The following is a 24,385-nucleotide window of genomic DNA, read 5'->3' as shown; positions in this document are numbered from 1 at the left end:
ATGCGTGCGATCGACCCTGCCGAACCGGGCGGCCCGGAGGTGCTGGCGCCGGTCGAGCGGCCCTTGCCGCGCGTCGGCGAAGGCGAAGTGCTGATCCGAGTCGCGGCGGCGGGGGTCAATCGGCCGGATCTGATGCAGCGCGAGGGCAATTATCCGCCGCCGCCCGGCGCGCCGACCATATTGGGGCTGGAGGCGGCGGGCGAGATCGTCGCGGTGGGCGAGGGGACCGATCCGGCGTTCCTCGGCGCGCGCGCGTGCGCGCTGATCGCGGGCGGTGGCTATGCTGACTATGTCGCCGCACCGATCGGCCAGTGCCTGCCGGTGCCCGAGTCGCTGAGCATGGTCGAGGCGGCCGCGTTGCCGGAGACGATCTTCACCGTCTGGGGCAACGTCTTCCACCGTGGCCATGCGCGTGCGGGCGAAAGCCTGCTGGTCCATGGCGGCACCAGCGGCATCGGCACCACCGCGATCGCGCTCGGGCGGATGCTCGGCCTGCGCGTGATCGTCACCGCCGGCAGCGACGACAAATGCGCGCGAGCGGTGGCGCTGGGGGCGGCGCACGCGATCAACTATCGCACGCAGGATTTCGTGGCCGAGGTGAAGGCGCTGACCCACGGCCGCGGCGTCGACATGGTGCTCGACATGGTCGGCGGCGAGTATGTCGCGCGCAATCTCGCCTGCCTGGCCGAGGAGGGGCGCCACATCTCGATCGCGGCGCAGCGCGGCGGCGAGGCGGCGGTGCCGTTATGGCCGATCATGCGCAAGCGGCTGACGCTGACCGGCAGCACGCTGCGCGCGCGCGAGGCCGCGTACAAGGCGATGCTGCGCGACGAGATCGCCGAGACGGTCTGGCCGTTCGTGGCGGACGGCCGGCTGCGCCCGGTGATCGACCGGACCTTTCCGTTCGCCGACGCGGCCGCCGCCCACGCTCATCTCGAGGCGGGCGACCATGTCGGCAAGGTGGTGCTGACGCTCGGCTAGAACGCCGCCTGGTAGCGGAGCGCCACGCCGGTATCGTCGTGCGCGGCGGCGATGTTGCCGGGCTGATTGCGCCAGAACAGGTTGCCGTCGACCCAGCCGCTGCCCAGCCGGAAGCCCATGTTCGCCTCGACGTCGCGTTCGTGACCGCTCGGGGCGAGGTTCAGGCGGGTGAGCGCATAGCCGACCGCGCCGGTGTCGTAATCGTAGCTGTCGGGCACCGAGAGCGCGAAGCCGCCCGAGGTGACGCGCGTCGGCTCGGCATAGCGCAGGCCGAAGCGGACGCCGCCGCGGTCACGGCCCAGCTCGAACGACGATGCCGCGGTCTGCAGCCGGCCGTTGCTGAGCGCACCGCCGGCCGCCGCGACCGTCCAGCCGTGGCGATACTGGCCGTGCGCGAGCCAGCCGCCGCCGAAATCGAACGTCGCGCCGGCATCGGCCATCTGGGTCGAGGCGCCGCGGCCGCTAAGCGCCGCGCCGAAGCGCGCGCCGAGGACGCTCTCGGCCTCGTCCAGCACCGCGCCGCCGAAGGTCAGCGACAGCGGCCCGAACGCCTGCTTGGCGCGGAGCGACATCATCGTATAGGCCGCCGGCCGATCGGTCTTGCCGAGCATCGCCGGCAGCGTGCCGCGTTCGGCGCTGCCTTCGATCGAGAGCGTGCCGAGGCGGTGGCGCATCGCCATGGCCATGCCGGTCAGGCCCTGGAAGCCGGGGCCGTCGTCGGGCGCACGCGCGACGAGGAACGATCCAGCGGCGCGCGGCGCGTCGAGCAGGTCGCCGATCCGCCGCCCGCTCTGCGCAAAGCCGAAGCCGCTGCTGGTATGCGCGTCGATCGCATAGGTGACGGTGCCGGAGACGGCGCGGCTGGTGATCTGGCCGTTGGGGGTGAGGCCCTGCTGGGCGAGGCCGACCCACGGCGCATTGGCGGTATCGCGCGCGATCGTGAACGAGACGTGCGCCGCGCCGAAGCTCTGGTCGCGCACGAACAGGTTGCCGGAGAGCGCGTTGGCGAGCGGCCGCTGCTGGCTGACATGCGCGACCGTGCCGCTGAGATCCATCAGATAGGCGCGGCCATAGCTGTCGAGGATCAATGTCTTGGCGAGGCCCGCGCCGGTGGCGGTGGCGTCGCCCATCGCGGTCGAAAGGACGGCGTTGACCCCGGTCGACACCGCCTGCTTGCTGCCGGCAAGGCTGAGCGTGCCCGACGGCTGGAACGCCTTCACCAGGTTGAGCAGGCCGTGGCCGTAGACCGAGTCGACGCCGGTATCGCCGGCGTCGGTCGCGGTCGAGAAGAGCAGGCTTACCACCTGCGCCGCGGTCAGCTTCGGGAAGGCCTGCTCCAGCACCGCCACCGCCGCCGCGATCGCGGGCGCGGAGAAGGAGGTGCCGCTATAATAATAATCGACGCCCTTGTTATCGAACGAGCGCACCGACGTGCCGAGCGCGGTGAGATAATATTGGCCGAAGCTGCCGGCCTTGTCCGAGAAGGTCGAGATCACGCCCGAGGCGTCGTGCGATCCGGCGATGATGACGAGGCCGTTCGCCGACGCATCGGACGCGACCTGCGCAAGCGCGTCGGGCGAGGTGTCGCCGTCATTGCCCGCGGCGATCACGACGATGATGCCGGCCGCCGTCGCGCGGCCGATCGCCGCCTTCAGCTGGGTGGTCGCGCTGCTGCCGCCGAGCGACATGTTGATGACCTTGGCGCCGTGCTGGGTCGCATAGTCGATCGCGGTCGCCAGCGTGCCGGTGTTGAACTTGCAGCCGTCGGTGGTGCCGCACGAGCCGGTCGAATCGGCGCGCACCGCCAGGACGGTCGCGCCGAAGGCGATGCCCTCGATGTCGCTGCCATTGTGCGCTGCCGCCGCGACCGCGGCGACCGCGGTGCCGTGGCCGTCCTGATCGGCATAGCCCGCGCTGTCGCTGACGGCGGTGCTGGCCGAGGCGATGCGTCCGGCGAATTCGGTGCCGGTGGCGTCGGTCAGCCCGGTGTCGAGGATGGCGATGGTCGTGCCCGCGCCGGTCGCGCCGGCATTCCACGCGGTCGCCGCCCCGGCATAGCTGGCCGAGTTCGAGCGCTGATATTCGGCGTCGTTATAATTGATCGAGTTGGGCGTCGTCGCCGGCGTGGTCGTGCCCGAGCCGTTCGAGCCGGTGCCGCTCGACCCGGTCGTCGTGGTCGTGGTCGACGTGACCGGCGTCGGGGTGGATTGGACGCTTCCGCCGCCGCCCCCGCAGCCAGACAGCAGCAGCACGGCGGCACTCGCCAGCCAGTGTTCCTTGCCCAAGCGCATTGTTCCCAGATCCTTGCGTGTCGCGACGCCCCCACCCGCAACCAGCACTATCGGGACATGGTTAATGTTGCCCTAATCCGGGCCGTCGTCTAGCGCGGCGGCCGATGGTGCCGGCGCTCGCCCATATCGATGCCTGGATCTTCGATCTGGACAACACGCTCTATCCGGCCTCGTGCGACCTGTTCGGGCTGATCGACCAGCGCATGACCGCGTATGTGGCGCAGGTGACCGGGCTGCCGCGCCACGAGGCCTATGCGCTGCAGAAGCGCTTCTTCCGCGAGCATGGCACGACGCTCGCGGGCCTCTCGATCGAATATGACGTCGATCCGCACGAATTCCTCGCCGACGTCCACGCGATCGAGCTCGACGCGCTGAGCGAGGACCGGCGGCTGATCGACGCGCTCGCGCGGCTGCCGGGGCGCAAGCTGGTCTTCACCAATGGCGACGCGCCTTATGCCCGGCGCGTGCTCGACCGGCTGGGCCTGTCGCGCACGTTCGAGGCGATCCACGACATCCACGCCTGCGGGCTCCGGCCCAAGCCCGATCCGCACGCTTATGCCTCGATGCTCGCCTCGTTCCGGATCGAGCCGACGCGCGCCTTGTTCGCCGAGGACATGGCACGCAACTTGAAGCCGGCCAAGGCGCTCGGCATGACGACCTTGTGGGTCGATAACGGATCGGAACAAGCGGGCGATGGCGCGCGCGATCATATCGACTATGTCACCGCCGATCTTGGCGCGTGGCTGCACGCCCTAACGGAGACGACAGGCGAATGAGCGACGGACTGGAAGCGACGATCGATGCCGCATGGGATGCGCGCGACGGCCTCAACCCGCAGACCACGGGCGACGTGCGCGACGCGGTCGCGGCGGCGCTTGCCGGGCTCGACGCCGGCACGCTGCGCGTGGCCGAGAAGGGCGCCGACGGCGGCTGGACGGTCAACCAGTGGCTGAAGAAGGCGGTGCTGCTTTCCTTCCGGCTGAACGACAATCGCGTGATGGACGGGCCGGGCGATGCACCGTGGTTCGACAAGGTGCCGTCGAAGTTCGCTGGTTGGGACGAGGCACGCTTCCGCGCCGCCGGCTTCCGCGCGGTGCCGGGCTCGATCGTGCGCACCGGCGCCTTCATCGGCAAGGGTGCGGTGCTGATGCCGAGCTTCGTCAACATCGGCGCCTATGTCGGCGAGGGGACGATGGTCGATACGTGGGCGACGGTGGGAAGCTGCGCGCAGATCGGGCGCAACGTCCACCTGTCGGGCGGCACCGGCATCGGCGGCGTGCTGGAGCCGCTGCAGGCCGGCCCGGTGGTGATCGAGGACGATTGCTTCATCGGCGCGCGCTCCGAAGTGGCCGAGGGCGTGGTGGTTGAGCAGGGCGCGGTGCTGTCGATGGGCGTGTATCTCGGCGCCTCGACCCGCATCGTCGATCGCGCGACCGGCGAGATCTTCGTCGGCCGCGTGCCGGCTTATTCGGTGGTGGTGCCGGGCAGCATGCCGGGCGCGAGCGGCGGCCCGAACCTGTATTGCGCGGTGATCGTCAAGCGCGTCGACGCGCAGACTCGCGCCAAGACCGGCATCAACGAGCTGCTGCGAGACTGATCCAGGCCCCCCGTTCGTCCTGAGGAGCCACTGAGCGCAGCCGAAGTGGCGTCTCGAAGGATAAAGTCGCCGATGGTTCGAGACGAGGCTTCGACTGCGCTCTGCCTCTCTTCACCACGAACGGTGGGCGGTGACGGTCGGTCCCTGGCACGCGCGCACTTCATCCCCCGGCAAGCTCGCGCTACGTAGGTCCATCATGATGACTTACGGAGTGGCTCGGATGGGTTTCGGCAAGAGGCTGGCGGCGCTGGCGGCAGGCACGGCATTGTGCGTCACGTCGTTGGCGGCGACCCCGCGCTACGGCAGCTGGGGCGTGGACATGGCGGGCTTCGATCGCTCGGTGAAGCCCGGCGACGATTTCTGGGCCTATGCCAATGGCGCGTGGGATCGCATGACCCAGATCGCGCCCGACCGCAGCAGCGCTGGGATCTCGACCGTGCTGCGCGACCAGGCCGAGATCGACGTGCGCAAGATCGTCGAGGATCTCGCCGCCGATCCGAACGCGACCGGGACCGATCGCAAGATCGGCGACGATTATGCCGCGTGGATGGACGAGGCCGGTATCGAGGCGCGCGGCCTCGCCCCGCTCAAGCCGTGGCTGGCCCGGATCGATGCGGTGAAGACGCGGCAGGATCTGCTGCGGCTGTTCGCGGCGCAGGGCTATGCCTCGCCGGTGGAGCTCGGCATCGACGCCGATTTCGCCGATCCCACGCGCTATGCGGGCTATGCGGGGCAGGCCAGCCTCGGCCTGCCCGATCGCGATTACTACCTGCTGCCGGGCGCGAAATATGATGCCTTCCGCGCCGCTTATCGTGCCTATGTGCTGCAGATCCAGACGCTCGCCGGCTTCCCCGACGCGGCGGCGCGCACCGATCGGATCATCGCGCTGGAGACGATGCTGGCGAAGGACCAGTGGGCGCGCGCGCAAAAGCGCGACATGAAGGCGATCTACAATCCGATGAGCCGCCAGCAATTGATGGCGCTGGCGCCGCAATTCGACTGGCCGACGCTGCTCGACCAATCGGGCATGGGCAAGCTGGATACGATCATCACGATGGAGCCGAGCGCGGTCGCCGCCGCCGGCAAGGCGCTCGACACCGTGCCGCTCGCGACGTGGAAGGAGTATCTTGCCTTCCGCTTCGTCAGCGATCACGCCTCGTTCCTGCCCAAGGCGTTCGACGACGCGCATTTCGGCTTCTTCAGCAAGACGCTGAACGACGTGCCGCAGCAGCGCGCGCGCTGGAAGCGCGGCGTCCAGAACGTCAGCGACGCGCTGGGCGAGGCGATCGGCCAGGTCTATGTCGCGCGCCATTATCCGCCCGAAAGCGAGAAGCAGATGGCGGAGCTGATCGAGAATCTGCGCGCGGCCTATGCCGACAATATCCGCGCGGCGACGTGGATGGACGACGCGACCCGCCAGCAGGCGCTGGCCAAGCTCGCCGCCTTCGATCCGCGCATCGGCCATCCGCAGAAATATATCGATTATTCCAACCTGCAGGTCAGCCGCACCGATCCGCTCGCGAACGACGTCGCCAGCAGCGATTTCGAGTGGAAGCTGCAGCTGTCGCGCCTCGGCAAGCCGGTCGACCGCACCTTGTGGGATATGACCCCGCAGACGGTGAATGCTTATTACAGCCCGCTGATGAACCAGATCACGTTCCCGGCCGCGATCCTGCAGCCACCTTATTTCGATCCGGCGGCGGACCCGGCGGTCAATTACGGCGCGATCGGCGCGATCATCGGCCATGAAATGGGCCATGGCTTCGACGATCAGGGGCGGCAGTTCGACGCGACCGGCAAGTTCCGCGATTGGTGGACGCCCGCCACCTCCGACAAGTACAAGGCGAACGTCGCCCGGCTCGGCGCGCAATATGATCAGTATGAGCCGGTCGCGGGCACGCACATCAACGGCAAGCTGACGATGGGCGAGAATCTGGGCGATCTCGGCGGGATCGAGGCCGCCTATCGCGCCTATCACCGCTACATCGCGCAGCATGGTGCGCCCAAGGTGATCGACGGGCTGACCGGCGATCAGCGCTTCTTCATCGCCTACGCCGTGGCGTGGCGCGGCAAGCGCCGCGAGGGCGCGCTGCGCCAGCAATTGCTGACCGATCCGCACAGCCCCGACAAGAACCGCACCGACGGCATCGTCCGCAACGTCGACGCCTGGTACAAGGCGTTCGACGTCAAGCCGGGCGAGAAGCTGTATCTGCCGCCCGCCGAGCGCGTGCACGTGTGGTGATGGCGCCGCCGTGGTTCCGGATCATGCCGGGACCGCGGCGTTGCACCGCAAGGCCAACGGTCGCTTCGGCCACCCTATCCGACGGTGGGTGATCGGAGCGTGAGGCCCGGTCGTTGCGATCGCGTATCGCCCGGAAGCCAGCGCGGCGACCAGCGTCGCCGTCTCGCGATCAACAGGCGCAGGGCATGGTCAGGACGAAGCGCGTTTCGCCGTCGGCGCAGATTGCCTCGATCGTACCCCCATGTGCTTTCGCGATCTCGCTTGCGATGAAGAGGCCGAGCCCCAGCCCATTGCGCGAAGATCCCTCGGCGGAGCGCGTGAACGGCTGGAAAAGCGTCGGCATGATGTCCGGAGGGATCGTCGGGCCGCCGTTGACGACCATGAGACGGAACACCCCCTCCTTGCTTTCGGCGCTGACTTTTACGGGCTCATCGGGCGCGCCGTGTGTGAGCGCGTTCCCGACGAGGTTGGACAGGAGCTGGCCGATCCGCGCCACGTCACACGTAACCGGCTCGTCCAGTGCAATGTGCACGTCGATCGGACGATCGGGATGCACCAGCTGCAGTTCGGCAACGACCTGCTCGATGGGCGTTGCGAGCGTCAGCATGGGCGCTGTGTCGAGCGTCAGTCCGCTGCCGAGGCGTCCGCGTGCAAAATCCAGCAAATCCTCGATCAGCGCGCCGATGCGCCGCGTACTCTGCTTCATTTGCGCGAGGATCGAGGCACCCTTCGCATCCTGCACGATTCTGCCGAGCATGGTCGTGCCGGCATCGATCGCCGCGACCGGATTGCGGAGATCGTGCCCCAGGATCGCAATGAACCGCTCCCGGATTTCCGTGGACCGATCGGCATCCGCCAACAACGTATCCTTGCGCGCCATGTCGTCCTGAAGGTCGAGCTGGAGCCCGATCAGTCGCGCAAAATTCTCGAACGTGCCGACGATATCCGGGGCGGAAAGCTTGGCGGGAAGCGGATCCAGCGCGCACAAGGTTCCGAAGAAGCTGCCGTCGCGCCTAAGGATCGGGATCGAGATATAGCTTTCGAAGCCATAGCGGCGCGGGGTATGATGATCGCGGAAAACGGGGTCTTCCGAGACATGGTCGATGATCACGCCTCTGCGCGAGTCCCGGATCTCGTCGCAGATCGTCGTCTTGAGATCGAGCGAGCCGCCGACCTCGAGCCCGAAGTCGATCTCGTCCCGCACCGCGCAGGCGATCCAACTCGTATCGGTGACACGCGCTACGGCGGCGAAGCGAAGGCCGGTGATCCGACAGGCAATTTCGAGGATGGATGGCACGGCGTCGATGCGGGCCACCGCCGCAATATCGCTCGCAACCAAGTCTGCCATCTACGTGTCCCGTTGCTCCCGGGCGCATCGTTAGCCAGTAATCTGCGCGGCGGCCAGCGCCATACCCTGTCCGGCTGCTGAAGCTGTTTGGCGCAGCAGCGATACAGGTCGCTTTCGCTAACGCAGACTTCGATTCAGTCGTCACCCCGGACTTGATCCGGGGTCCAGCTTCTTTTTTCTTCATCGGCGAAGGCAATCGGACCCCCCGGTATCAGGCCCGGGATGACGAGAGCATGGCTGCTTTCGTCCCGGTTGCAAACATTGGCAGTTCGAGCGATCACCTCTTCATGCAGCAGCGATGCATTTCCCCCATCGCTAACCCGGGCTCGGTCGATCTGCCGGCCCTGACGCGGGCGCTGGAAGCCTCTTGGGACCATCTGACCTCGTATCAGGGCGTGACCCGCCCCGGTAATCCAGCTTTCGGCCAGTGCTACCCGACCTCTCGCGTCGTACAGTGGTTCTATCCCGAGTATGAGATCGCCAAGGGCGAAGTCTGGACCGGGAGCAGTGTCGAACAGCATTTCTGGAACGTCCGCGGTATGGCCGGGGAAGCCAAATGGCTCGATCTGAGCTGGGAGCAATTTCCTGCCGGGTCGGTGGTGCGAAACTTCTTAATACTCGACCGCAATTCGCTGGGAGACAGCGAGCGAGCCAGGGAAAGGTGCGCGCTGCTGCTCCAGCGTGTGCTGGGCCATCTCGCTGGAAATCAGGATTAGCCGCTTCGCAAGTGACGCTTCCGACCACATTCAGACGTCGATTTCCCGCGTCACCCCGGACTTGATTCGGGGTCCGGCTTACCTTTGCCGGTGAAGAAAGAAGAAGCTGGATCCCGGATCACGTCCGGGATGACGTTATTAAGCAGGGTGGCGCCCGCCGTGCGTTTGCGGCGGGTCGTAATCAGACCCCGGCTTGCGCCAGCAATTCCTTCGCCTTGGCGCCGGTCCAGTCGAGGTCGCCGCGCAGGCGCCACACTTCCTTGCCGTCGGCGCCGTAGAGGATCGTGACCGGCAGGCCTTCCTCCTTCAGCGCCAGCATCAGCGCGTTCGAGGTGTCGAGATAGGGCTTCAGCGTCTTGAAGCCGCGCTTCGCCACGAACGGCGCCACCACGCGCGCGCCCTCCAGATCCTGGCTGACCGCGACCACCTGCAGCTTGCCCGCCTGCTGCGCCGCCAGCGCGTCGAGCGTCGGCAATTCCTTCACGCACGGCACGCACCACGTCGCCCACAGGTTGACGAGCAATGGCTTGCCCTTGAGGTCGGCCAGCTTGACCGCAGTGCCGTCGAGCGTCTTGATCTCGGCCGCGGGCAAAGCCTTGCCCTTGTCGTCGGTGACCACCGCCAGCGCGGGGGCGGCGGGCTCGGGGGTCGGGGCGGCCTGCTGCTGCGCTTGCGGGGCCGGGGCCTCCTGCTTATGGCAGCCGCCCATCAGGGCCAGGGTCGTCAGAGAAAGCAGGGCAAATCGCGCCATGTCGGGTTCCAATGCGATGTGGGGCGGGCGGTTCGCCGAAGGGCCTAGCGCGATCATGCGCGAAATCAACGCTTCCATTCCGTTCGACAAAAGGTTGTGGCGGCAGGATATCGCCGGCAGCCGCGCACATGCCGCGATGCTGGCGGCGCAGGGCATCGTCGATGCGGACGCGGTGAGCGCGATCGACGGCGGCCTCGCCGAGATCGCCGCGCTGTACGAGGCGGAGGGCCCGCCCGAGGATCTGGCGCTCGAAGACATCCACATGACGGTGGAGAGCAAGCTCTCCGCGCTGATCGGCCCCGACGCCGGGCGGCTGCACACCGCGCGCTCGCGCAACGATCAGGTCGCGACCGATTTCCGCCTGTGGGTGCGCGACGCGATCGACGCGGTGCTGGCGGGGCTGGAGGCGTTCCAGCGCGCGCTGCTGGTGCGTGCGGAGGAGCATGCCGCGACGATCATGCCCGGCTTCACCCACCTGCAGGTGGCGCAGCCGGTGACGCTCGGCCACCATCTGATGGCGTGGTACGAGATGGCGGGGCGCGACCGGTCGCGCTTCGCCGATGCGCGCGTGCGGATGAATCGCAGCCCGCTGGGCAGCGCGGCGCTCGCCGGCACCGGCTTTCCGGTCGATCGCCACGCGACGGCGCAGGCGCTCGGCTTCGACGGGCCGACCGACAACAGCCTCGACAGCGTGTCCGATCGCGATTTCGCGCTCGATTACCTGATGTCCGCGACGCAATGCGCGCTGCACCTCAGCCGCATGGCGGAGGAGTTCGTGATCTGGGCGAGCCAGCCGTTCGGCTTCGTCAGCCTGCCCGACGCTTATTCGACCGGCAGCTCGATCATGCCGCAGAAGCGCAACCCCGACGCGGCCGAACTGGTGCGCGGTCATTCGGGGCGGATTGCCGGCTGCATGGTGGCGCTGACGATGACGATGAAGGGCCTGCCTTTGGCCTATTCGAAGGACATGCAGGACGACAAGCCGCCGGTGTTCGAGGCGCACGATCTGCTCGCATTGTCGATCGCGGCGATGACCGGCATGGTCGAGACGACGCGTTTCGTGCCCGAGCGGATGCGCGCGGCGGCGGAGGCGGGCTTCTCGACCGCGACCGACCTCGCCGACTGGCTGGTGCGCGAGGGCGGCATCCCGTTCCGCGAGGCGCACCACATCACCGGTCATGCGGTGAAGCTGGCGGAGCGCGAAGGCGTGGCGCTGGCGGCGCTGCCCCTCGACGCGCTTCGGCAGATCGATCCCCGCATCGACGAACGCGTTTATTCGGTGCTGACGGTCGATGCCTCGGTTGCCAGCCGCACCAGCCATGGCGGCACCGCGCCCGATCAGGTGCGCGCGCGCATCGCCGCGGCGAAGGCTGCATTGGGGGTTGCGGCGTGAGGACAGTCGCCCTGACGGTGAGCGGTCTGGCCGCATTGTTGCTCCTCGCCGGGTGCGGTGACGAGCAGGCGTTGACGCCGCGTCCCGGCCGGCATCTGCCGGTCAAGGCCGCGACCGCGCCCGGCGTGCTGAACGCTGACGAGCTGCTGCTTCCGTCGGCGCACGAGCGGCCCGGGCGAAGCGACGAGCTGCTCATCAAGTCGCAGCCGCGCCCCGACGATCGCTTCGATCTGCCGCCGCGCTGACATGGACCATTTCGATCTCAAGGACGGCGTGCTCCACGCCGAGGACGTGCCGCTGGCGGCGATCGCCGATGCGGTCGGCACGCCTGCCTACGTCTATTCGACCGCGACGATCGAGCGCCACGTTCGCGTCTTCCGCGACGCGCTGGCGGCGCTCGCCGATCCGTGGATCGCGTTCGCGGTCAAGGCCAACCCCAATGCCGCGGTGCTGGCGACGCTCGCGCGGGCGGGCCTGGGCGCCGACGTCGTGTCGGGCGGCGAGTTGCGCCGCGCGCTGGCGGCGGGCGTTCCGGCCGCGAAGATCGTCTTCTCCGGCGTCGGCAAGACCGCCGAGGAGATGGCGCTCGCGCTCGATGCGGGCATCGGCCAGTTCAACGTCGAATCGCTGGAGGAGCTGCGCACCCTTTCGGCCGTCGCTGCGGCGCGCGGCGGCAAGGCGCCGATCGCCTTCCGCATCAACCCCAATGTCGATGCGGGCACGCACAGCAAGATCTCGACCGGCCGCGCCGACGACAAGTTCGGCATCGCCTATGATCGCGCGAGCGCGGCCTATGCCGAGGCGGCGGCCTTGCCCGGCCTCGCGATCCGCGGCGTCGCGGTCCATATCGGCAGCCAGCTGACCGATCTCGCCCCCAGCCGCGCCGCGTTCGAGCGGATCGGGCGGCTGATCCAGCGGCTGCGCGCCGAAGGGCATGCGATCGCCACCGCCGATCTCGGCGGCGGCCTCGGCGTTCCCTACAATCCGGCGGTGCCGGTGCCGCCCGATCCCGCCAGCTACGGCGCGATGGTGGCGGAGGTGACGGCGGGCTGGGACGTGCGGCTGATCTTCGAGCCCGGCCGCGTCATCGTCGGCAATGCCGGCGTGCTGATCGCACGCGTGGTGCGGGTGAAGGAAGGGGTGGAATATCCCTTCGTCGTGGTCGATGCCGGCATGAACGATCTGATGCGCCCCAGCCTTTACGATGCATGGCATACCGTGCGCGCGGCGGCGCCGTCGGGCGCGCGCTTCACCGCCAACATCGTCGGCCCGATCTGCGAGACCGGCGACACCTTCGCCCGCGGTCGCGAGATGGAGCGCGTGGCGGAGGGCGATCTGGTCGCCTTCATGACCGCCGGTGCCTATGGCGCGACGATGGCCGGCACCTACAATAGCCGTGGACTGGTGCCGGAGATTATGGTCTCCGGTAACAATTGGGCGGTAGTGCGCGATCGCCAGCCGATCGAGGCATTGCTCGCCGCCGATCGATTGCCCCCCTGGATGGAGGACGAACCAGCATGACGACCAAGCCCGTGCGGAAGGCCGTGTTCCCGGTTGCCGGTTTCGGCACCCGCTTCCTGCCCGCCACCAAGGCGGTGCCGAAGGAATTGCTGCCGGTGGTCGACCAGCCCCTGATCCAATATGCGGTCGACGAGGCGCTGGCGGCGGGGATCGACCAGCTGATCTTCGTCACCGGTCGCGGCAAGGGCACGATCGAGGATTATTTCGACCGGCAGTTCGAGATCGAGACCGATCTGGAAGCCAAGGGCAAGACCGAGATCCTGAACGCGCTCGGCAAGACCCGCCTCAAGCCCGGCCAGGCCGCCTTCGTGCGCCAGCAGGAGATGGCGGGGCTCGGCCACGCCGTTTGGTGCGCGCGCCACCTGATCGGCGACGAGCCATTCGCGGTGCTGCTGCCCGACGAATTGCTGTGGAACCCGGCCGACCCGTGCCTCGCGCAAATGAACCGCACCTACGAAGCGAAGGGCGGCAACGTCATCTCGGTGCTCGAAGTGCCCGAGGAGCATGTCCACCGTTACGGCGTGATCGATCCCGGCGCGGCCGAGGGCGCGGTGACCGAGGTGAAGGGCATGGTCGAGAAGCCGAAGCGCGAGGTCGCGCCGTCGCGCCTCGCGGTCGTCGGCCGTTACATTCTCCAGCCCGAGGTGCTGAAGGTGCTCGATGCGGGCAAGAAGGGCGCGGGCGGCGAGATCCAGCTGACCGATGCGATGGCCGAGCTGATCGGCGTCCAGCCGTTCCACGCCCAGACGTTCGACGGCGCCCGGCATGATTGCGGCGAGAAGGCCGGCTTCATCATCGCCAACCTCGCGCTGGCGCTGGAGCGGCCCGACATCGCCGACACGATCCGGGCTTACGCGCGGACGATCTGACCCGCGGTCGCCCCGGCACCGACGGAGGGGACATGGCCGATCTGCCGATCTTCGTCCGCCTCGCCGGGCGCCCGGTCATCCTGATCGGGCAGGGCCCGGCGGCCGAAGCCAAGCGTCGATTGATCGAGCGCGCGGGCGGGGTGGCTGTCGGCGAAGACGCGCAGGCCGCGCTCGCGATCGTCGTCGACGACGATGCCGCAGTCGCCCGGCTGAAGGCGCGCGGCATCCTCGTCAACGCGGTCGACCGCGTCGCGCTGTGCGACTTCACCCTGCCGGCGATCGTCGATCGCGCGCCGGTGCTGGTCGCGATCGGCACCGGCGGCGTCTCTGCCGGGCTTGCGGCGGCGTTGCGCCAGCGGCTCGAGACGATCCTGCCACCCGGTCTTGGTCGGCTCGCCGAGGCGCTGCACGCTGCGCGGGCGGCGCTGCGCGCGCGCTATCCCGATGCCGGCGCGCGGCGACAGGCAATCGGCGCGCTGCTGGGGGAGGGCGGCGCGCTCGATGCGCTGGCGGAGCATGCCACGCCCGCCGTCGCGCTCGACTTCGCGCCGGTCGATCGCATCGAGCGGATCGCGATCGCGTCGCCCGATCCCGACGACCTCACGCTTCGCGCTGCGCGCCTGCTCGGCCAGGCTGACCGTATCTTCCACGATCCGCTGATATCGTCACGCATCCTCGATCGCGCTCGGGCCGATGCGGAACGGATCGCCGGCCCGGCGCCCGCGTTGGCCCCGCCGGGTCTGAACCTCGACCTGTTGTGGAAGCCGCGATGAATCACTGGGCATTGGCATTGTGCGCGGACGGTCAGGTCAGGTCGGTCGATCCGGGTGCGGCCTGCGCCCAGCCTCCGGCCGAGGCGGCATTCGTGTGGATCCATCTCGACGGCAACGCCCCCGAGACGCTGCAATGGCTGCAGGCGCACGGCGGCATGCCGCAGACGGTGGTCTACGCATTGACCGCGGTCGAGACCCGCCCGCGTTCCGAGGGCATCGCCCATGGCGCGCTCATCAATCTGCGCGGGCCCGCCGTCGAGGGCGACGACGGCGACGACCGCTTCGTTTCGATCCGCGTCTGGGTGGAACAGGGGCGGGCGGTCTCGGTCAGCCTCCATCGCATCGATGGGCTCGACGTGCTGCGCGAGCAGATGGAGCATGGCGAGATCCGCGATCCGGGCGACCTGATCTCGCACCTCGCACTGATCATCACCAAGCGGGTCGACCCGGTCATCGCCGAGCTCGGCGATCTGGTCGACGATTGCGAGGTGGTGCTCGAACCCAAGCGGGCGTTCGAGACGCGCCGGCGGATCGCGGAGGCGCGCGCCGACGCGATCGGCTATCGCCGGTTCGTCGCGCCGCAGCGCGAGGCGCTGGTCAATCTGGCCGCGCTGGGCGTGCCCTGGCTGGACGACGACGATCGCGTCCACCTGCGCGAGGCGGCCGACCGGTTCGCGCGCATGGCCGAGGAACTGGAAGCGGTGCGCGAGCGCGCGGCGCTGATTCACGAGCAATTGACCGATCTCAGGTCCGAGCAGATCGAAAATCGCGCGCTGCTGCTTTCGATCGTCGCGCTGATCTTCCTGCCGCTGACCTTCATCACCGGGCTGCTCGGCATGAACGTCGAGGGCATTCCCGGTTCGCATGCGCCATGGGCGTTCGATGCGGTCTGCGCGCTGTGCCTGATCCTGGCGCTGGCGATCGCCGCATGGTTCGCCGCTGCACGCTGGTTCAAGGGCTAGCGTGGCGGCGTGCGCGGTTCGCCGCATTAGGATGTTGCCGCGCCACCCTTCGCCCCGCTAGAGCGAACCACCAATGGCCGAACCGAGCCCCCCCATCCTGCTGCTCCCCCTCATCGTGGTCGGGCGGTTCGTCGTGAATGCGCTCGCTGCCGTCGGGCGCGTGGCGAAGTTCACCGCGCACACGCTCGTGCGCGCGGCGACGCCCCCTTATTATCCGCTGCGGCTGGCGGAGCAGCTGGCGCATATCGGCTGGTTCTCGCTGCCCGTGGTCGGGCTCACCGCGATCTTCACCGGCGCGGCGCTGGCGCAGCAGATCTTCACGGCAGGATCGCGCTTCTCGGCGCAGTCGACCGTGCCCGCGGTCGTCGTGATCGGCATGGTGCGCGAGCTCGGGCCGGTGCTGGTCGGGCTGATGGTGGCCGGGCGCGTCTCGTCCGCGATGGCGGCCGAGCTCGGCACGATGCGCGTGACCGAGCAGCTCGACGCGCTCGCGACCTTGCGCACCGACAGCTATCGCTACCTGATCGCGCCGCGCCTGTTCGCCGCCGTGATCGCGCTGCCGCTGATGGTGCTGGTCGCCAATGCGATCGGCATCATGGGCGGCTGGCTGCTGGCGGTGGAGAAATTGCACTTCAATTCGGTCAGCTATCTCGACATCACGCGCAAATATATGAGCGTCGACGATTTCGAGATGGCGATGATGAAGGCGGGCGTGTTCGGCTTCTTCATGGCGCTGATGGGTTGCTATCACGGCTATCGCGCCGAGGGCGGGGCCGCCGGCGTCGGCAATGCGACGCGCAGCGCGGTCGTCTCCGCCTTCGTGCTGATCCTCGCGTCCAATTTCCTCATCACCGCGACGGCCTTCGGCTGATGGCGGAGTGCAAGATCGTGCTGGACGACGTCGCCAAGGCGTTCGGCTCGCGGACCGTGCTCGATGGCGTCAACCTGTCGATCGAGGCGGGCGAGAGCGTCGCGATCATCGGCCAGTCGGGCAGCGGCAAGTCGGTGACGCTCAAGTGCATCCTCGGGCTGGTCCACCCGGATCGCGGTTCGATCCGCGTGGATGGCGAGGAGGTGGTGGGTCTGCGGGGTAATGCGCTCGACCGGGTGCGCGCCAAGTTCGGCATGCTGTTCCAGGGCTCGGCATTGTTCGATTCGATGCCGATCTGGCGCAACGTCACGTTCGGGCTCACCCGCGGCCAGCGCACCAGCCCCTCGCGCATGCGCGCCATCGCCGAGGAGAATCTCGAGCGGGTTGGGCTCGACAAGCGCATCCTCAACCTGCGCCCCAACGAATTGTCGGGCGGTATGCAGAAGCGCGTCGCGCTGGCCCGCGCGATCGCGCCACGGCCCGAGATCATCTTCTTCGACGAGCCGACCACCGGGCTCGATCCGATCCGCGCCGACGTCATCAACGATCTGATCGTCAGCCTGGTGGACGATCTGGGGGTCACCGCGCTCACCATCACCCACGACATGGCGTCGGCGCGCAAGATCGCGCATCGCGTCGCCATGCTGTATCAGGGCAAGATCGTGTGGAAGGGGCCGCGCGACCGCCTCTACGACAGTGGCAACCCGTATGTGGACCAGTTCGTTCAGGGACGCGCGGAAGGGCCGATCCAATAATCGGCGCAGGGCAAGCCGAGGAGAATTGATCGATGCTGGGCCGCGAAGTTCCGAACGTCACGCTCAAGACGCGCGTCCGCGACGAGAGCATCGGTGGCGACAATCCGTTCCGCTGGCAGGATGTCGAAACCGGGCCGCTGTTCGCATCCGGCCGCTCCGTGGTCTTCTCGTTGCCCGGCGCGTTCACGCCGACCTGCACGACCGAGCAATGCCCCGCTTATGAGCGCGATTATGACGCGCTGCTCGGGCACGGCGTTGGCCAGGTCTATTGCATCGCGGTCAACGACGCGTTCGTGATGTACCAATGGGGGCGCAAGCTGGGTGTGTCCAAGCTGCGGCTGCTGCCCGATGGCTCGGGCGACTTCACCCGCCGCATGGGCATGCTCATCAACAAGGACCATCTCGGCTTCGGCGTGCGATCGTGGCGCTATGCGATGGTGGTGGACGACGGCCGCATCGTCGCGTGGTTCGAGGAACCGGGCATCAACGACGACGGCGCCGACGACGACCCCTATGGCGAAAGCGCGCCCGACAAGGTGCTCGCCTGGCTGGCGGCGAACCCGCGCTGACATGCGTGGCGGGCGGATCGCGAGCGGGCTGATCGCAGCGGCGGTGCTGGTGGCGCCGGCGCATGCGCAGGAGCGCAAGCCGCCTTACTGGGCGTCGATCGCCGCGACCGAGGCGATCCTGCGCGCGGGCCCCGACCGCTCCTATCCGGCCCTGTGGGTCTATAAGCGGCGCGACCTGCCGGTGCGCGTGCTGCAGATGGTCGGGCCGTGGCGGCGCGTTCAGGAGCAGGACGGCACCAGCGGCTGGATGCTGGCGATGCTGCTGAGCGCGCGGCGCACCGCGACCGTGACGGGTGTCTATCGCCCGATCCGCGACGCGGCCAGCGATGGCGCGCGGCTGCTTTGGCAGGCCGAGCCCGGCGTCGTCGGCCGCATCACGCATTGCGACGGCCAATGGTGCCGCATCCGCATCGACGCGCGCGAGGGCTATATCGCGCAGAGCGGTATCTGGGGCACCGACACGGGCGAAACCGTCAAGTAATCCGCCCGGCCGGCACTCCGCATTCGCCGGGCGCCGGCGCAATCCGACAATAAAAACCCCGCCGCATCGCTGCGGCGGGGTTCTTCATTCAGACTGATCCGAGGATCAGAAGGCGACGTTCAGCGTGCCGCTGATCGCGCGCGGCGGGCTGATATAGGCCGTCGAGACCGAGGTCGTGTTGTTCGTGCCGCTGAACCCGGCGACGTAGAACTTGTCGAAGATGTTGGTGACGTTCAGCTGGAAGAAGGTCTTGTCGTTGAGACCCAGCCACGCCATCGAGAAACGCGCGTCCAGATCGAACACCGTGTAGCCCTTGGCGAAGGCGCCGTAGACCTGGCTCTGCGTGCCCGTGCACTGGTTGCTGTTCACGAACGCAACCGAGCACTGCACGACCGGCAGGTTCTGGTCGTTGATGTAGCGGCGGCCAGTGCGCTTGCCCTGGAAGCCGACGACCAGCGGACCGTAATTGCCCTCGATGCGGCCGCCGAGCAGGTAGACCGGGGCGCCCGATTCACGCTTACCGGCGGTCGCTGCGTAGACATAGTTCGTGGTCGACGTGCAGGGGCCGATGTTGGTCACGGTCGTGCAGCGGCCGAGCTGCGTATCTGCGTCGATCTTCGACTTCAGGTACGAGCCGAACGCCGACAGCGTGACGTACTGGATCGGCTTGTAGGCGAGGCTGCCGTCGACGCCATACTTCTCCACGGTGCCGAGGTTGCGGTAGACGCTCACGTCCAGGAACGGATCGTAGGCCGAAGCAAGCCGGTTGTGGAACTTGGTATACCAGCCCGACACGTCCGCCTGGAACTTGCTGGACCGATAGCGCGTGCCGACGACGAAGTTGTCGGTGGTTTCCGCCTTCGGCTGCGCCTGATCGGCGGTGTAGCCGAGCGACTGATACAGGTTGTCGGTGCCCGGAACCTGGACGTTCTTGTTATAGTTCGCATAGGCGCTGATCTGCGGCGTGAACTGGAAGGTCAGGCCGGCCGAAGGCAGCCACTTGTTGAAGTGGACCGTCTTGCTCGTCGGGCCGACATAGCCCGGGCTCGCCGCGAGGAACGCCGCCTGGCTCGCCGCATCGGTGAAGCAGTCGACGAAGCTGCCGCCCGTCTCAGTGACGCAGAAGTTGTTCAGCTTGCGCGTGAACGCCTTGTAGGTGACGCCGGCGTCGATCGTCAGCTTGTCTTCCAGGAAGTGACCGACATACTCGCCGAAGCCCTGGTTGAGGACGGCGTAGGACAGGCGGTTGCGCTTCTGGATCGCGAGGCCGTTATTGTCGAGCAGCGGGTTGTCGATCGGGAAGTACTGGCTGGTCGCGCCGCTCTGCTGCAGCGGAGCGATCATGCCGGTCTGGCGATGGCGTCCGTGATCGTAGGTATAGCCGACGCGGAACGTCTGCGTTTCCGTCAGATCATAGCGCAGCGACGTATTGATGATGTAGCGGTTCGTGCCGGTGTGGCTCGACGAATAGACCTCGACGCCCTGCGTGGTGTTGGTCAGCGCGCCACTCGCCGCGCGGCCCGGCGTGTCGAGGATGTCGCCGTCGCCGTTCAGATCCTTGCCGCCGAAATAGGCCTGGCCACCGATATAGCCGTAGATCGGCGCGGTGATCGCGGCCAGCCCCGACGTCGCATTGGCTGCGCGGGTGTAGAAGCCCTCATTGGCCTTCACCGCGCCGGTGCCGCCATTCGCCTTGGTGTACGAATAAGCCGGATCGATGTTCAGCGTCAGCTTGTCGGTCAGCGTGAAGCGCGAATTGGCGCGGATCGTGGCCGTGTTCGACGGGTTGAAGCTCTGGTCATAGAGCGTACCGCAGCTGTTCGGCACGTCGGCGACGCCCGCCTGCGGCGTGTCGATGCCGCCACGATTGCTGTTCGACGCGCTGGGCGCGCAGCTCGCCCGGACGGTCGAGGTGTAGTTCACCTCGTCGAAGCCGTTCGGGAAGCGGTTGCTCGAGCTCGATCCCACCGTGCGGTTCGAGTCGGAACGAAGGTACAGCGACGAGAAGTTGTTGTTGCGATTCTCGTTGTAGTTGCCCGCGACCCAGATGAAGTCGCCGTTCGAGCCGATCGGCTGATAGACCATCGCATTGGCCTGCGTCTTGCGCGCCTGGGCGAGGTCGTTGAACGGGTTGCGATACTGCGAGTTGCTGGCCGACACCCACGCCTTGGTGCCGAACGGGGTGAACTCGCCGGTATCGACCACGCCGAACACGCGGAAATAGCCATATTCGCCGGTCGAGCCCGCGAGGCGCGCGCCGAACTTATCGGTCGGGATGCGGGTGCGGTAATTGACCGTGCTGCCCGTCGCCGAAGCGGTCGGCGAGTCGATGTCGTTCGTGCCCAGGTTCACGCTGATCTGCTCGATCAGTTCGGGATCGAGCTGCTGGTTCGAATAGAGCGCGTAATTGCCGGTGTCGTTCAGCGGGAAGCCGTCGATCAGAAGGCCGATGCGGCTGGCGTCGAAACCGTGGATGTTCAGCGTGCCGCCCGACGAGCCGTACGGATCGTTGTTCTGGAAGCTGACGCCCGGGAGCTGGTTGATCGTGTCGAGAATCGACTGGCCGGGGGTCTGATGCTGGATGAACTCGCTGGTCAGTTCCGCCTTGGCCTTGGTGGTGTTCGGCGTGATCTTGCCGTCGATGCCCTTGGCGCTGGTGCCGGTGACGACGATTTCCTTGGCCTCGAGGTCCGCCGTGCCCGACGTCTGCGCATAGGCGCTCCCCGCTGCCAGCGCGCCCATCGCGCAGCCGATCAGATACTTCTTCATGTCGAAAAATGTCCCCTTGGTAATCTTGTTGGCCGGCCCTTGGCAGCGGCACATGACAAATTTGTGATGTAAGGCGCCGTCCCCGCGCCGAATGACACGGGATTATCCGAGCTGTTGCCGCGCTGCAATAATGTCGCCGCCGCATTGCACAACGCCGCCACGCTGTTGCGTCGCTGCCGCACTCGCCGCATTCGCGGGTGGGAACAGGGTGAAAAGGCATGGGTTGGAACGCGCCATGGTGCTGATCGCGAGCTACAACATCCGCAAGGCGATCGCCGCCGACCGCCGCCGGCGGCCCGAACGCATCCTCGATGTGCTCGCGGAAATTGGCGCCGATGTGGTGCTGATGCAGGAGGCCGATCGCCGCTTCGGCGAACGGCACAGCGCGATTCCCTTCCACATGCTGGCGGAGCAGGGGCGTTACCGCGCGGTGCCCTACGACATCCGGCACGGCAGCATCGGCTGGCACGGCAACGCCGTGCTGGTGAGCCACGCGGTGGAGATCGTTCGCCACCAGCCGTTCCACCTGCCCGCGCTGGAGCCGCGCGGTGCGGTGCTGGCCGATCTGCGTGTCGGCGGACGCGATCTACGCGTCGTCGGCATGCATCTCGACCTGTCAGGGCTGGTGCGCCGCCGTCAGGCCCGCGCGATCCTCGCGCAGCTCGACGAGCAGACTGAGGCGCTGCCGACCTTGCTCGCCGGCGATCTCAACGAGTGGACGTCAGGGGGATGCCTGCGCGATTTCGGTGGCCACCACGTGCCGGTTCCGCTCGGCCCCAGCTTCCACGCGCGGCGGCCGGTGGGGCGACTCGACCGCATGTTCGTCAGCCGCGGCGTCCGGGTCGAGGCGAGCGGGGTCCATTCGTCGATGCTGACGCGCACCGCATCCGATCATCTGCCGGTCTGGGCGCGGATCGCGATCGGCTGAACGATCGCGCTGGCTTTCCGCGCGCCGCCGTCCCATCCTCGGCGACGACTCACGTGGCGCGAAAGGATCGAATGAGCCGCAAGCCCGTCCCCGCCCAGGCCGGCGATCGTGCCCGCCTGGAGATTATGTTCGATCGGCCGCAACTGCTCGGCCGCCTGTTCGGAGAATATGATCAGAACCTCGTCGCGATCGAGAATCGGCTCGGCGTCTATATCGCGGCGCGCGGCAACAAGGTGCAGATCGAGGGTGAGGCCGAGAGCGCGGCGCGCGCCCGCGAGGTGCTGACCGGCCTCTACAACCGCATCGTCAAGGGTGAGGATATCGACGCGGGCAGCCTGGAGGCGGTGATCGCGATGTCGGCCGAGCCGACGCTGGCGGGCATCATCCGCACCGACGTCAGCCAGCCGCCCTCGGTGATGATTCGGACGCGCAAGAAGACGATCGTTCCGCGCTCCGCCACCCAGACGCGCTACATGCATGCGCTGGCCTCGGCCGACGTGATTTTCGCGCTCGGGCCGGCAGGCACCGGCAAGACCTATGTCGCGGTCGCGCAGGCGGTGCAGATGCTGATCCAGGGGCAGGTGCAGCGGCTGATCCTGTCGCGCCCCGCGGTCGAGGCGGGCGAGCGGCTGGGCTTCCTGCCCGGTGACATGAAGGAGAAGGTCGATCCCTATCTCCGTCCGCTGTACGACGCCCTCTACGACATGCTGCCGGCCGAGCAGGTCGAGCGGCGCATCGCGTCGGGCGAGATCGAGATCGCGCCGATCGCCTTCATGCGCGGCCGCACCCTGTCGGATGCCTTCATCATCCTCGACGAGGCGCAGAACACCACGCCCGCGCAGATGAAGATGTTTCTCACCCGCTTCGGCCAGAACAGCCGGATGGTGGTGTGCGGCGATCCGCGCCAGATCGATCTGCCCGACATCGGCAAGTCGGGCCTCGCCGACGCGGTCAACCGGCTGGAGGGCGTTGAAGGCCTCGCGACCATCCGCTTCAGCGCGGCCGACGTGGTGCGTCACCCGATCGTCGGGCGGATCGTCGAAGCCTATGAGGGCCCGGACGCGGCCTAGAGGTGAAGAAGATCTAGGCGTCGGCGCGCTGCTCGACGCCGAGCGCCGCGAGCAAGGCCGCGTTGAAGGCCGGGAGATCCTCGGGCTGGCGGCTGGTGATGAGGTTGCCGTCGACCGCCACCTCCTTGTCGATCACCGTCGCCCCGGCGTGGCGCAGGTCGGTGCGGATCGACGGCCATGCCGTGACGGTCCGCCCGTCGACCACCTCGGCCTCGGCGAGCAGCCACGGGCCGTGGCAGATCGCGGCGACCGGCTTGCCGGCGGCCATGAAGTCGCGCACCAGCCGGACGGTGGCCGCGTCGGTGCGCAGCTTGTCCGGATTGGCGACCCCGCCCGGCAGGACCAGCATGTCGAAATCGTCGACGCGCATGTCGGCGATCAGAGCGTCGGGCGTGATCGTATCGGCCTTCTCGTCGAGGATCGTCCCCTGGATGGGATCGAGCGCGAGACTGGCGAGCCTGACGTCGACGCCGGCATCGAGCAGCGCGCGGCGCGGCTCGAACAGTTCGGATTGCTCGAAGCCGTGGGTGGCGACGATCAGGGCTTTCGGCGTGGTCGGCATCGCGATTCTCTCGATTGGATGAGACGGCAGAACATAAGGCGGCGCGTGCCCGTTCCTGCGATCGGGCGCATGAAAGCGACTTCGCGCCCACGCGTGTCATTGTCGAGACATGTCGGAACCGTAATAAGGGTGCATGCGTCCGAATCGCGGTTATCCGAAGCCAGCAGGTGGCGTCGTGCCGGCGCGCCGGAATGCTATCGCCCGTATGGCGGGGCTGGCGGCCTTTGCGCTGACCGTCGGCGCGATCGGGTGTCGCCCGGCACCCTCGGTCGCGCCCGAAGGGGAAGCGCGGGCGGCGGCGCCGGCCAAGGGCCACATCCTGCTGCTGCCCGACAGCGCGATCGTGGTCGATCCCGGTTCGATCGAGGAACAGCTCGCGCAGTTCCTCGCCTCCAAGGAGCCGGCGCCACGCACCTTCCGCTTCGTCGGACGCGAGTTCGAGCCGTGGGCGAGCGAGCCGACACCGGAAACGCTGCAGACCATGTATGCGCTGGTGCAGATCCTGCGCGCCTATCCGCACGTCACGGTCACGATCACCGGCTATACCGACAATGTCGGTCCGGACGAGCGCAACCGCGCACTCGCCACCGCGCGCGCGAAGAAGCTGGCCGGGCTCCTCGAGCAAGGCGGCGTCCGCCCGGTGCGGATTTCCACGGTTGGTGCCGGGCCGATCGACTTCATCGGCGACAATGCGACCGAGGCCGGGCGCCAACTCAACCGCCGCATCGAACTGACCGTCACGCGCAAGTAGGTGAGTCGCCGCCGGGCTGCCGCGGCGGGATGATCGCCCTGCCGAAATAAGCGGCACCAACGCCTTAATCTGCATCGTTTCCGGGCAGACGGTGCATGGTTTCGGCAGGGCGCAGGCTGGCCGCTTGCGCGCCCCGTTCTGGCACGTTTATTGAACCTTTCAGACGACCGGAGGGCCGGGCGTCC

At 67.8% G+C, this 24,385-nt stretch carries 23 protein-coding genes; 18 read left to right on the top strand and 5 right to left on the bottom strand.

All coding sequences use genetic code 11. From position 1 onward, the window contains the following. Entirely contained in the window at positions 1 to 981 is a 981-nt protein-coding gene (locus K8P63_RS14645; RefSeq protein ID WP_223796758.1) for an NAD(P)H-quinone oxidoreductase, read from the top strand. Here K8P63_RS14645 and K8P63_RS14640 read toward each other — a convergent pair. After that, on the bottom strand, positions 978 to 3,272 hold the full coding sequence (locus K8P63_RS14640) for a S8 family peptidase (protein ID WP_223796757.1): 2,295 nt from the start codon (positions 3,270 to 3,272) through the stop codon (positions 978 to 980). The genes K8P63_RS14645 and K8P63_RS14640 overlap by 4 nt on opposite strands. Positions 3,273 to 3,376: 104 nt before the next feature. On the opposite strand from K8P63_RS14640, the gene K8P63_RS14635 reads away from it, so the two are divergent. The 3 genes from K8P63_RS14635 to K8P63_RS14625 all read left to right on the top strand — a co-directional run bounded on the left by K8P63_RS14635 (position 3,377) and on the right by K8P63_RS14625 (position 7,111). Continuing rightward, positions 3,377 to 4,048 (top strand): pyrimidine 5'-nucleotidase, encoded by a 672-nt coding sequence (locus K8P63_RS14635; RefSeq protein WP_223796756.1) that lies wholly within the window; start codon positions 3,377 to 3,379, stop codon positions 4,046 to 4,048. Continuing rightward, positions 4,045 to 4,869 carry a 2,3,4,5-tetrahydropyridine-2,6-dicarboxylate N-succinyltransferase gene (dapD, locus tag K8P63_RS14630; RefSeq protein ID WP_223796755.1) on the top strand — a complete coding sequence of 275 codons (825 nt, stop codon included), beginning with the start codon at positions 4,045 to 4,047 and terminating at the stop codon, positions 4,867 to 4,869. Before K8P63_RS14635 ends, dapD begins: the two co-directional genes overlap by 4 nt. A gap of 220 nt (positions 4,870 to 5,089) precedes the next feature. Beyond that, positions 5,090 to 7,111 carry a M13 family metallopeptidase gene (locus K8P63_RS14625; RefSeq protein ID WP_223796754.1) on the top strand — a complete coding sequence of 674 codons (2,022 nt, stop codon included), beginning with the start codon at positions 5,090 to 5,092 and terminating at the stop codon, positions 7,109 to 7,111. Between the two features lie 169 nt (positions 7,112 to 7,280). On the opposite strand, the gene K8P63_RS14620 is transcribed toward K8P63_RS14625, so the two are convergent. Next, positions 7,281 to 8,426 (bottom strand): GAF domain-containing sensor histidine kinase, encoded by a 1,146-nt coding sequence (locus K8P63_RS14620; protein ID WP_223796753.1) that lies wholly within the window; start codon positions 8,424 to 8,426, stop codon positions 7,281 to 7,283. A 266-nt stretch (positions 8,427 to 8,692) separates the two neighbouring features. Here K8P63_RS14620 and K8P63_RS14615 point away from each other — a divergent pair, with 266 nt between their 5' ends. Next, entirely contained in the window at positions 8,693 to 9,175 is a 483-nt protein-coding gene (locus K8P63_RS14615) for a YunG family protein (RefSeq protein WP_223796752.1), read from the top strand. A 181-nt stretch (positions 9,176 to 9,356) separates the two neighbouring features. Here the strand turns inward: K8P63_RS14615 and K8P63_RS14610 are convergent, their stop codons facing one another. Further along, complete coding sequence (locus K8P63_RS14610; RefSeq protein WP_223796751.1) at positions 9,357 to 9,926, bottom strand: TlpA family protein disulfide reductase; 570 nt, start codon at positions 9,924 to 9,926, stop codon at positions 9,357 to 9,359. A 16-nt stretch (positions 9,927 to 9,942) separates the two neighbouring features. Between K8P63_RS14610 and argH the strand changes: the two genes are divergently transcribed. The 10 genes from argH to K8P63_RS14560 all read left to right on the top strand — a co-directional run bounded on the left by argH (position 9,943) and on the right by K8P63_RS14560 (position 18,120). Continuing rightward, a complete protein-coding gene (gene argH / locus K8P63_RS14605) occupies positions 9,943 to 11,319 on the top strand; it encodes an argininosuccinate lyase (RefSeq protein WP_223799837.1) in 1,377 nt (458 codons plus the stop codon). Continuing rightward, positions 11,316 to 11,564 (top strand): hypothetical protein, encoded by a 249-nt coding sequence (locus tag K8P63_RS14600; protein ID WP_223796750.1) that lies wholly within the window; start codon positions 11,316 to 11,318, stop codon positions 11,562 to 11,564. The genes argH and K8P63_RS14600 overlap by 4 nt, the downstream gene beginning before the upstream one ends. A gap of 1 nt (position 11,565) precedes the next feature. Next, a complete protein-coding gene (gene lysA, locus K8P63_RS14595; protein ID WP_223796749.1) occupies positions 11,566 to 12,840 on the top strand; it encodes a diaminopimelate decarboxylase in 1,275 nt (424 codons plus the stop codon). Further along, entirely contained in the window at positions 12,837 to 13,709 is an 873-nt protein-coding gene (galU, locus tag K8P63_RS14590; RefSeq protein ID WP_223796748.1) for a UTP--glucose-1-phosphate uridylyltransferase GalU, read from the top strand. The genes lysA and galU overlap by 4 nt, the downstream gene beginning before the upstream one ends. Before the next feature lie 32 nt (positions 13,710 to 13,741). Further along, positions 13,742 to 14,482: a precorrin-2 dehydrogenase/sirohydrochlorin ferrochelatase family protein gene (locus tag K8P63_RS14585; RefSeq protein ID WP_223796747.1), complete on the top strand. Its 741-nt coding sequence runs from the start codon at positions 13,742 to 13,744 to the stop codon at positions 14,480 to 14,482. Beyond that, entirely contained in the window at positions 14,479 to 15,444 is a 966-nt protein-coding gene (locus K8P63_RS14580) for a zinc transporter ZntB (protein WP_223796746.1), read from the top strand. The genes K8P63_RS14585 and K8P63_RS14580 overlap by 4 nt, the downstream gene beginning before the upstream one ends. Positions 15,445 to 15,517: 73 nt before the next feature. Continuing rightward, positions 15,518 to 16,315: an MlaE family ABC transporter permease gene (locus tag K8P63_RS14575; protein WP_223796745.1), complete on the top strand. Its 798-nt coding sequence runs from the start codon at positions 15,518 to 15,520 to the stop codon at positions 16,313 to 16,315. Then, positions 16,315 to 17,070 (top strand): ABC transporter ATP-binding protein, encoded by a 756-nt coding sequence (locus K8P63_RS14570; protein WP_223796744.1) that lies wholly within the window; start codon positions 16,315 to 16,317, stop codon positions 17,068 to 17,070. The genes K8P63_RS14575 and K8P63_RS14570 overlap by 1 nt, the downstream gene beginning before the upstream one ends. Positions 17,071 to 17,102: 32 nt before the next feature. Continuing rightward, positions 17,103 to 17,639: a peroxiredoxin gene (locus K8P63_RS14565; RefSeq protein ID WP_223796743.1), complete on the top strand. Its 537-nt coding sequence runs from the start codon at positions 17,103 to 17,105 to the stop codon at positions 17,637 to 17,639. A 1-nt stretch (position 17,640) separates the two neighbouring features. Beyond that, a complete protein-coding gene (locus K8P63_RS14560; RefSeq protein WP_223796742.1) occupies positions 17,641 to 18,120 on the top strand; it encodes an SH3 domain-containing protein in 480 nt (159 codons plus the stop codon). A gap of 105 nt (positions 18,121 to 18,225) precedes the next feature. Here the strand turns inward: K8P63_RS14560 and K8P63_RS14555 are convergent, their stop codons facing one another. Continuing rightward, entirely contained in the window at positions 18,226 to 20,889 is a 2,664-nt protein-coding gene (locus K8P63_RS14555; protein ID WP_223796741.1) for a TonB-dependent receptor, read from the bottom strand. A gap of 235 nt (positions 20,890 to 21,124) precedes the next feature. Here K8P63_RS14555 and K8P63_RS14550 point away from each other — a divergent pair, with 235 nt between their 5' ends. Both K8P63_RS14550 and K8P63_RS14545 read left to right on the top strand, forming a co-directional pair. Further along, positions 21,125 to 21,817, top strand: coding sequence for an endonuclease/exonuclease/phosphatase family protein (locus K8P63_RS14550; RefSeq protein WP_223796740.1), 693 nt, complete (start codon positions 21,125 to 21,127; stop codon positions 21,815 to 21,817). A 71-nt stretch (positions 21,818 to 21,888) separates the two neighbouring features. Beyond that, positions 21,889 to 22,887, top strand: coding sequence for a PhoH family protein (locus K8P63_RS14545; RefSeq protein WP_223796739.1), 999 nt, complete (start codon positions 21,889 to 21,891; stop codon positions 22,885 to 22,887). Positions 22,888 to 22,900: 13 nt separating this feature from the next. Here K8P63_RS14545 and K8P63_RS14540 read toward each other — a convergent pair whose 3' ends face one another. Next, a complete protein-coding gene (locus K8P63_RS14540; protein ID WP_223796738.1) occupies positions 22,901 to 23,449 on the bottom strand; it encodes a type 1 glutamine amidotransferase domain-containing protein in 549 nt (182 codons plus the stop codon). Between the two features lie 175 nt (positions 23,450 to 23,624). Between K8P63_RS14540 and K8P63_RS14535 the strand changes: the two genes are divergently transcribed. After that, complete coding sequence (locus K8P63_RS14535) at positions 23,625 to 24,200, top strand: OmpA family protein (RefSeq protein ID WP_223796737.1); 576 nt, start codon at positions 23,625 to 23,627, stop codon at positions 24,198 to 24,200. The last annotated feature ends 185 nt before the right edge of the window (positions 24,201 to 24,385 follow it).

This window comes from Sphingomonas nostoxanthinifaciens (assembly GCF_019930585.1).
Lineage (GTDB): Bacteria > Pseudomonadota > Alphaproteobacteria > Sphingomonadales > Sphingomonadaceae > Sphingomonas_I > Sphingomonas_I nostoxanthinifaciens.
Note: the sequence above shows the minus strand (reverse complement) of the source record. Positions and strands in the feature narration are given on the sequence as shown.

Bases quoted from the DNA above. Each gene is read 5' to 3' on its own strand.
- K8P63_RS14570 (WP_223796744.1), top strand. From the start codon at position 16,315: ATGGCGGAGTGCAAGATCGTGCTGGACGACGTCGCCAAGGCGTTCGGC.
- K8P63_RS14640 (WP_223796757.1), bottom strand. From the start codon at position 3,272: ATGCGCTTGGGCAAGGAACACTGGCTGGCGAGTGCCGCCGTGCTGCTG.
- K8P63_RS14625 (WP_223796754.1), top strand. From the start codon at position 5,090: ATGGGTTTCGGCAAGAGGCTGGCGGCGCTGGCGGCAGGCACGGCATTG.
- K8P63_RS14540 (WP_223796738.1), bottom strand. From the start codon at position 23,449: ATGCCGACCACGCCGAAAGCCCTGATCGTCGCCACCCACGGCTTCGAG.
- K8P63_RS14555 (WP_223796741.1), bottom strand. From the start codon at position 20,889: ATGAAGAAGTATCTGATCGGCTGCGCGATGGGCGCGCTGGCAGCGGGG.
- K8P63_RS14615 (WP_223796752.1), top strand. From the start codon at position 8,693: ATGGCTGCTTTCGTCCCGGTTGCAAACATTGGCAGTTCGAGCGATCAC.
- K8P63_RS14565 (WP_223796743.1), top strand. From the start codon at position 17,103: ATGCTGGGCCGCGAAGTTCCGAACGTCACGCTCAAGACGCGCGTCCGC.
- K8P63_RS14545 (WP_223796739.1), top strand. From the start codon at position 21,889: ATGAGCCGCAAGCCCGTCCCCGCCCAGGCCGGCGATCGTGCCCGCCTG.
- lysA (WP_223796749.1), top strand. From the start codon at position 11,566: ATGGACCATTTCGATCTCAAGGACGGCGTGCTCCACGCCGAGGACGTG.
- argH (WP_223799837.1), top strand. From the start codon at position 9,943: ATGTGGGGCGGGCGGTTCGCCGAAGGGCCTAGCGCGATCATGCGCGAA.
- K8P63_RS14645 (WP_223796758.1), top strand. From the start codon at position 1: ATGCGTGCGATCGACCCTGCCGAACCGGGCGGCCCGGAGGTGCTGGCG.
- K8P63_RS14610 (WP_223796751.1), bottom strand. From the start codon at position 9,926: ATGGCGCGATTTGCCCTGCTTTCTCTGACGACCCTGGCCCTGATGGGC.
- K8P63_RS14635 (WP_223796756.1), top strand. From the start codon at position 3,377: ATGGTGCCGGCGCTCGCCCATATCGATGCCTGGATCTTCGATCTGGAC.
- K8P63_RS14560 (WP_223796742.1), top strand. From the start codon at position 17,641: ATGCGTGGCGGGCGGATCGCGAGCGGGCTGATCGCAGCGGCGGTGCTG.
- K8P63_RS14585 (WP_223796747.1), top strand. From the start codon at position 13,742: ATGGCCGATCTGCCGATCTTCGTCCGCCTCGCCGGGCGCCCGGTCATC.
- galU (WP_223796748.1), top strand. From the start codon at position 12,837: ATGACGACCAAGCCCGTGCGGAAGGCCGTGTTCCCGGTTGCCGGTTTC.
- K8P63_RS14580 (WP_223796746.1), top strand. From the start codon at position 14,479: ATGAATCACTGGGCATTGGCATTGTGCGCGGACGGTCAGGTCAGGTCG.
- K8P63_RS14550 (WP_223796740.1), top strand. From the start codon at position 21,125: ATGGTGCTGATCGCGAGCTACAACATCCGCAAGGCGATCGCCGCCGAC.
- dapD (WP_223796755.1), top strand. From the start codon at position 4,045: ATGAGCGACGGACTGGAAGCGACGATCGATGCCGCATGGGATGCGCGC.
- K8P63_RS14575 (WP_223796745.1), top strand. From the start codon at position 15,518: ATGGCCGAACCGAGCCCCCCCATCCTGCTGCTCCCCCTCATCGTGGTC.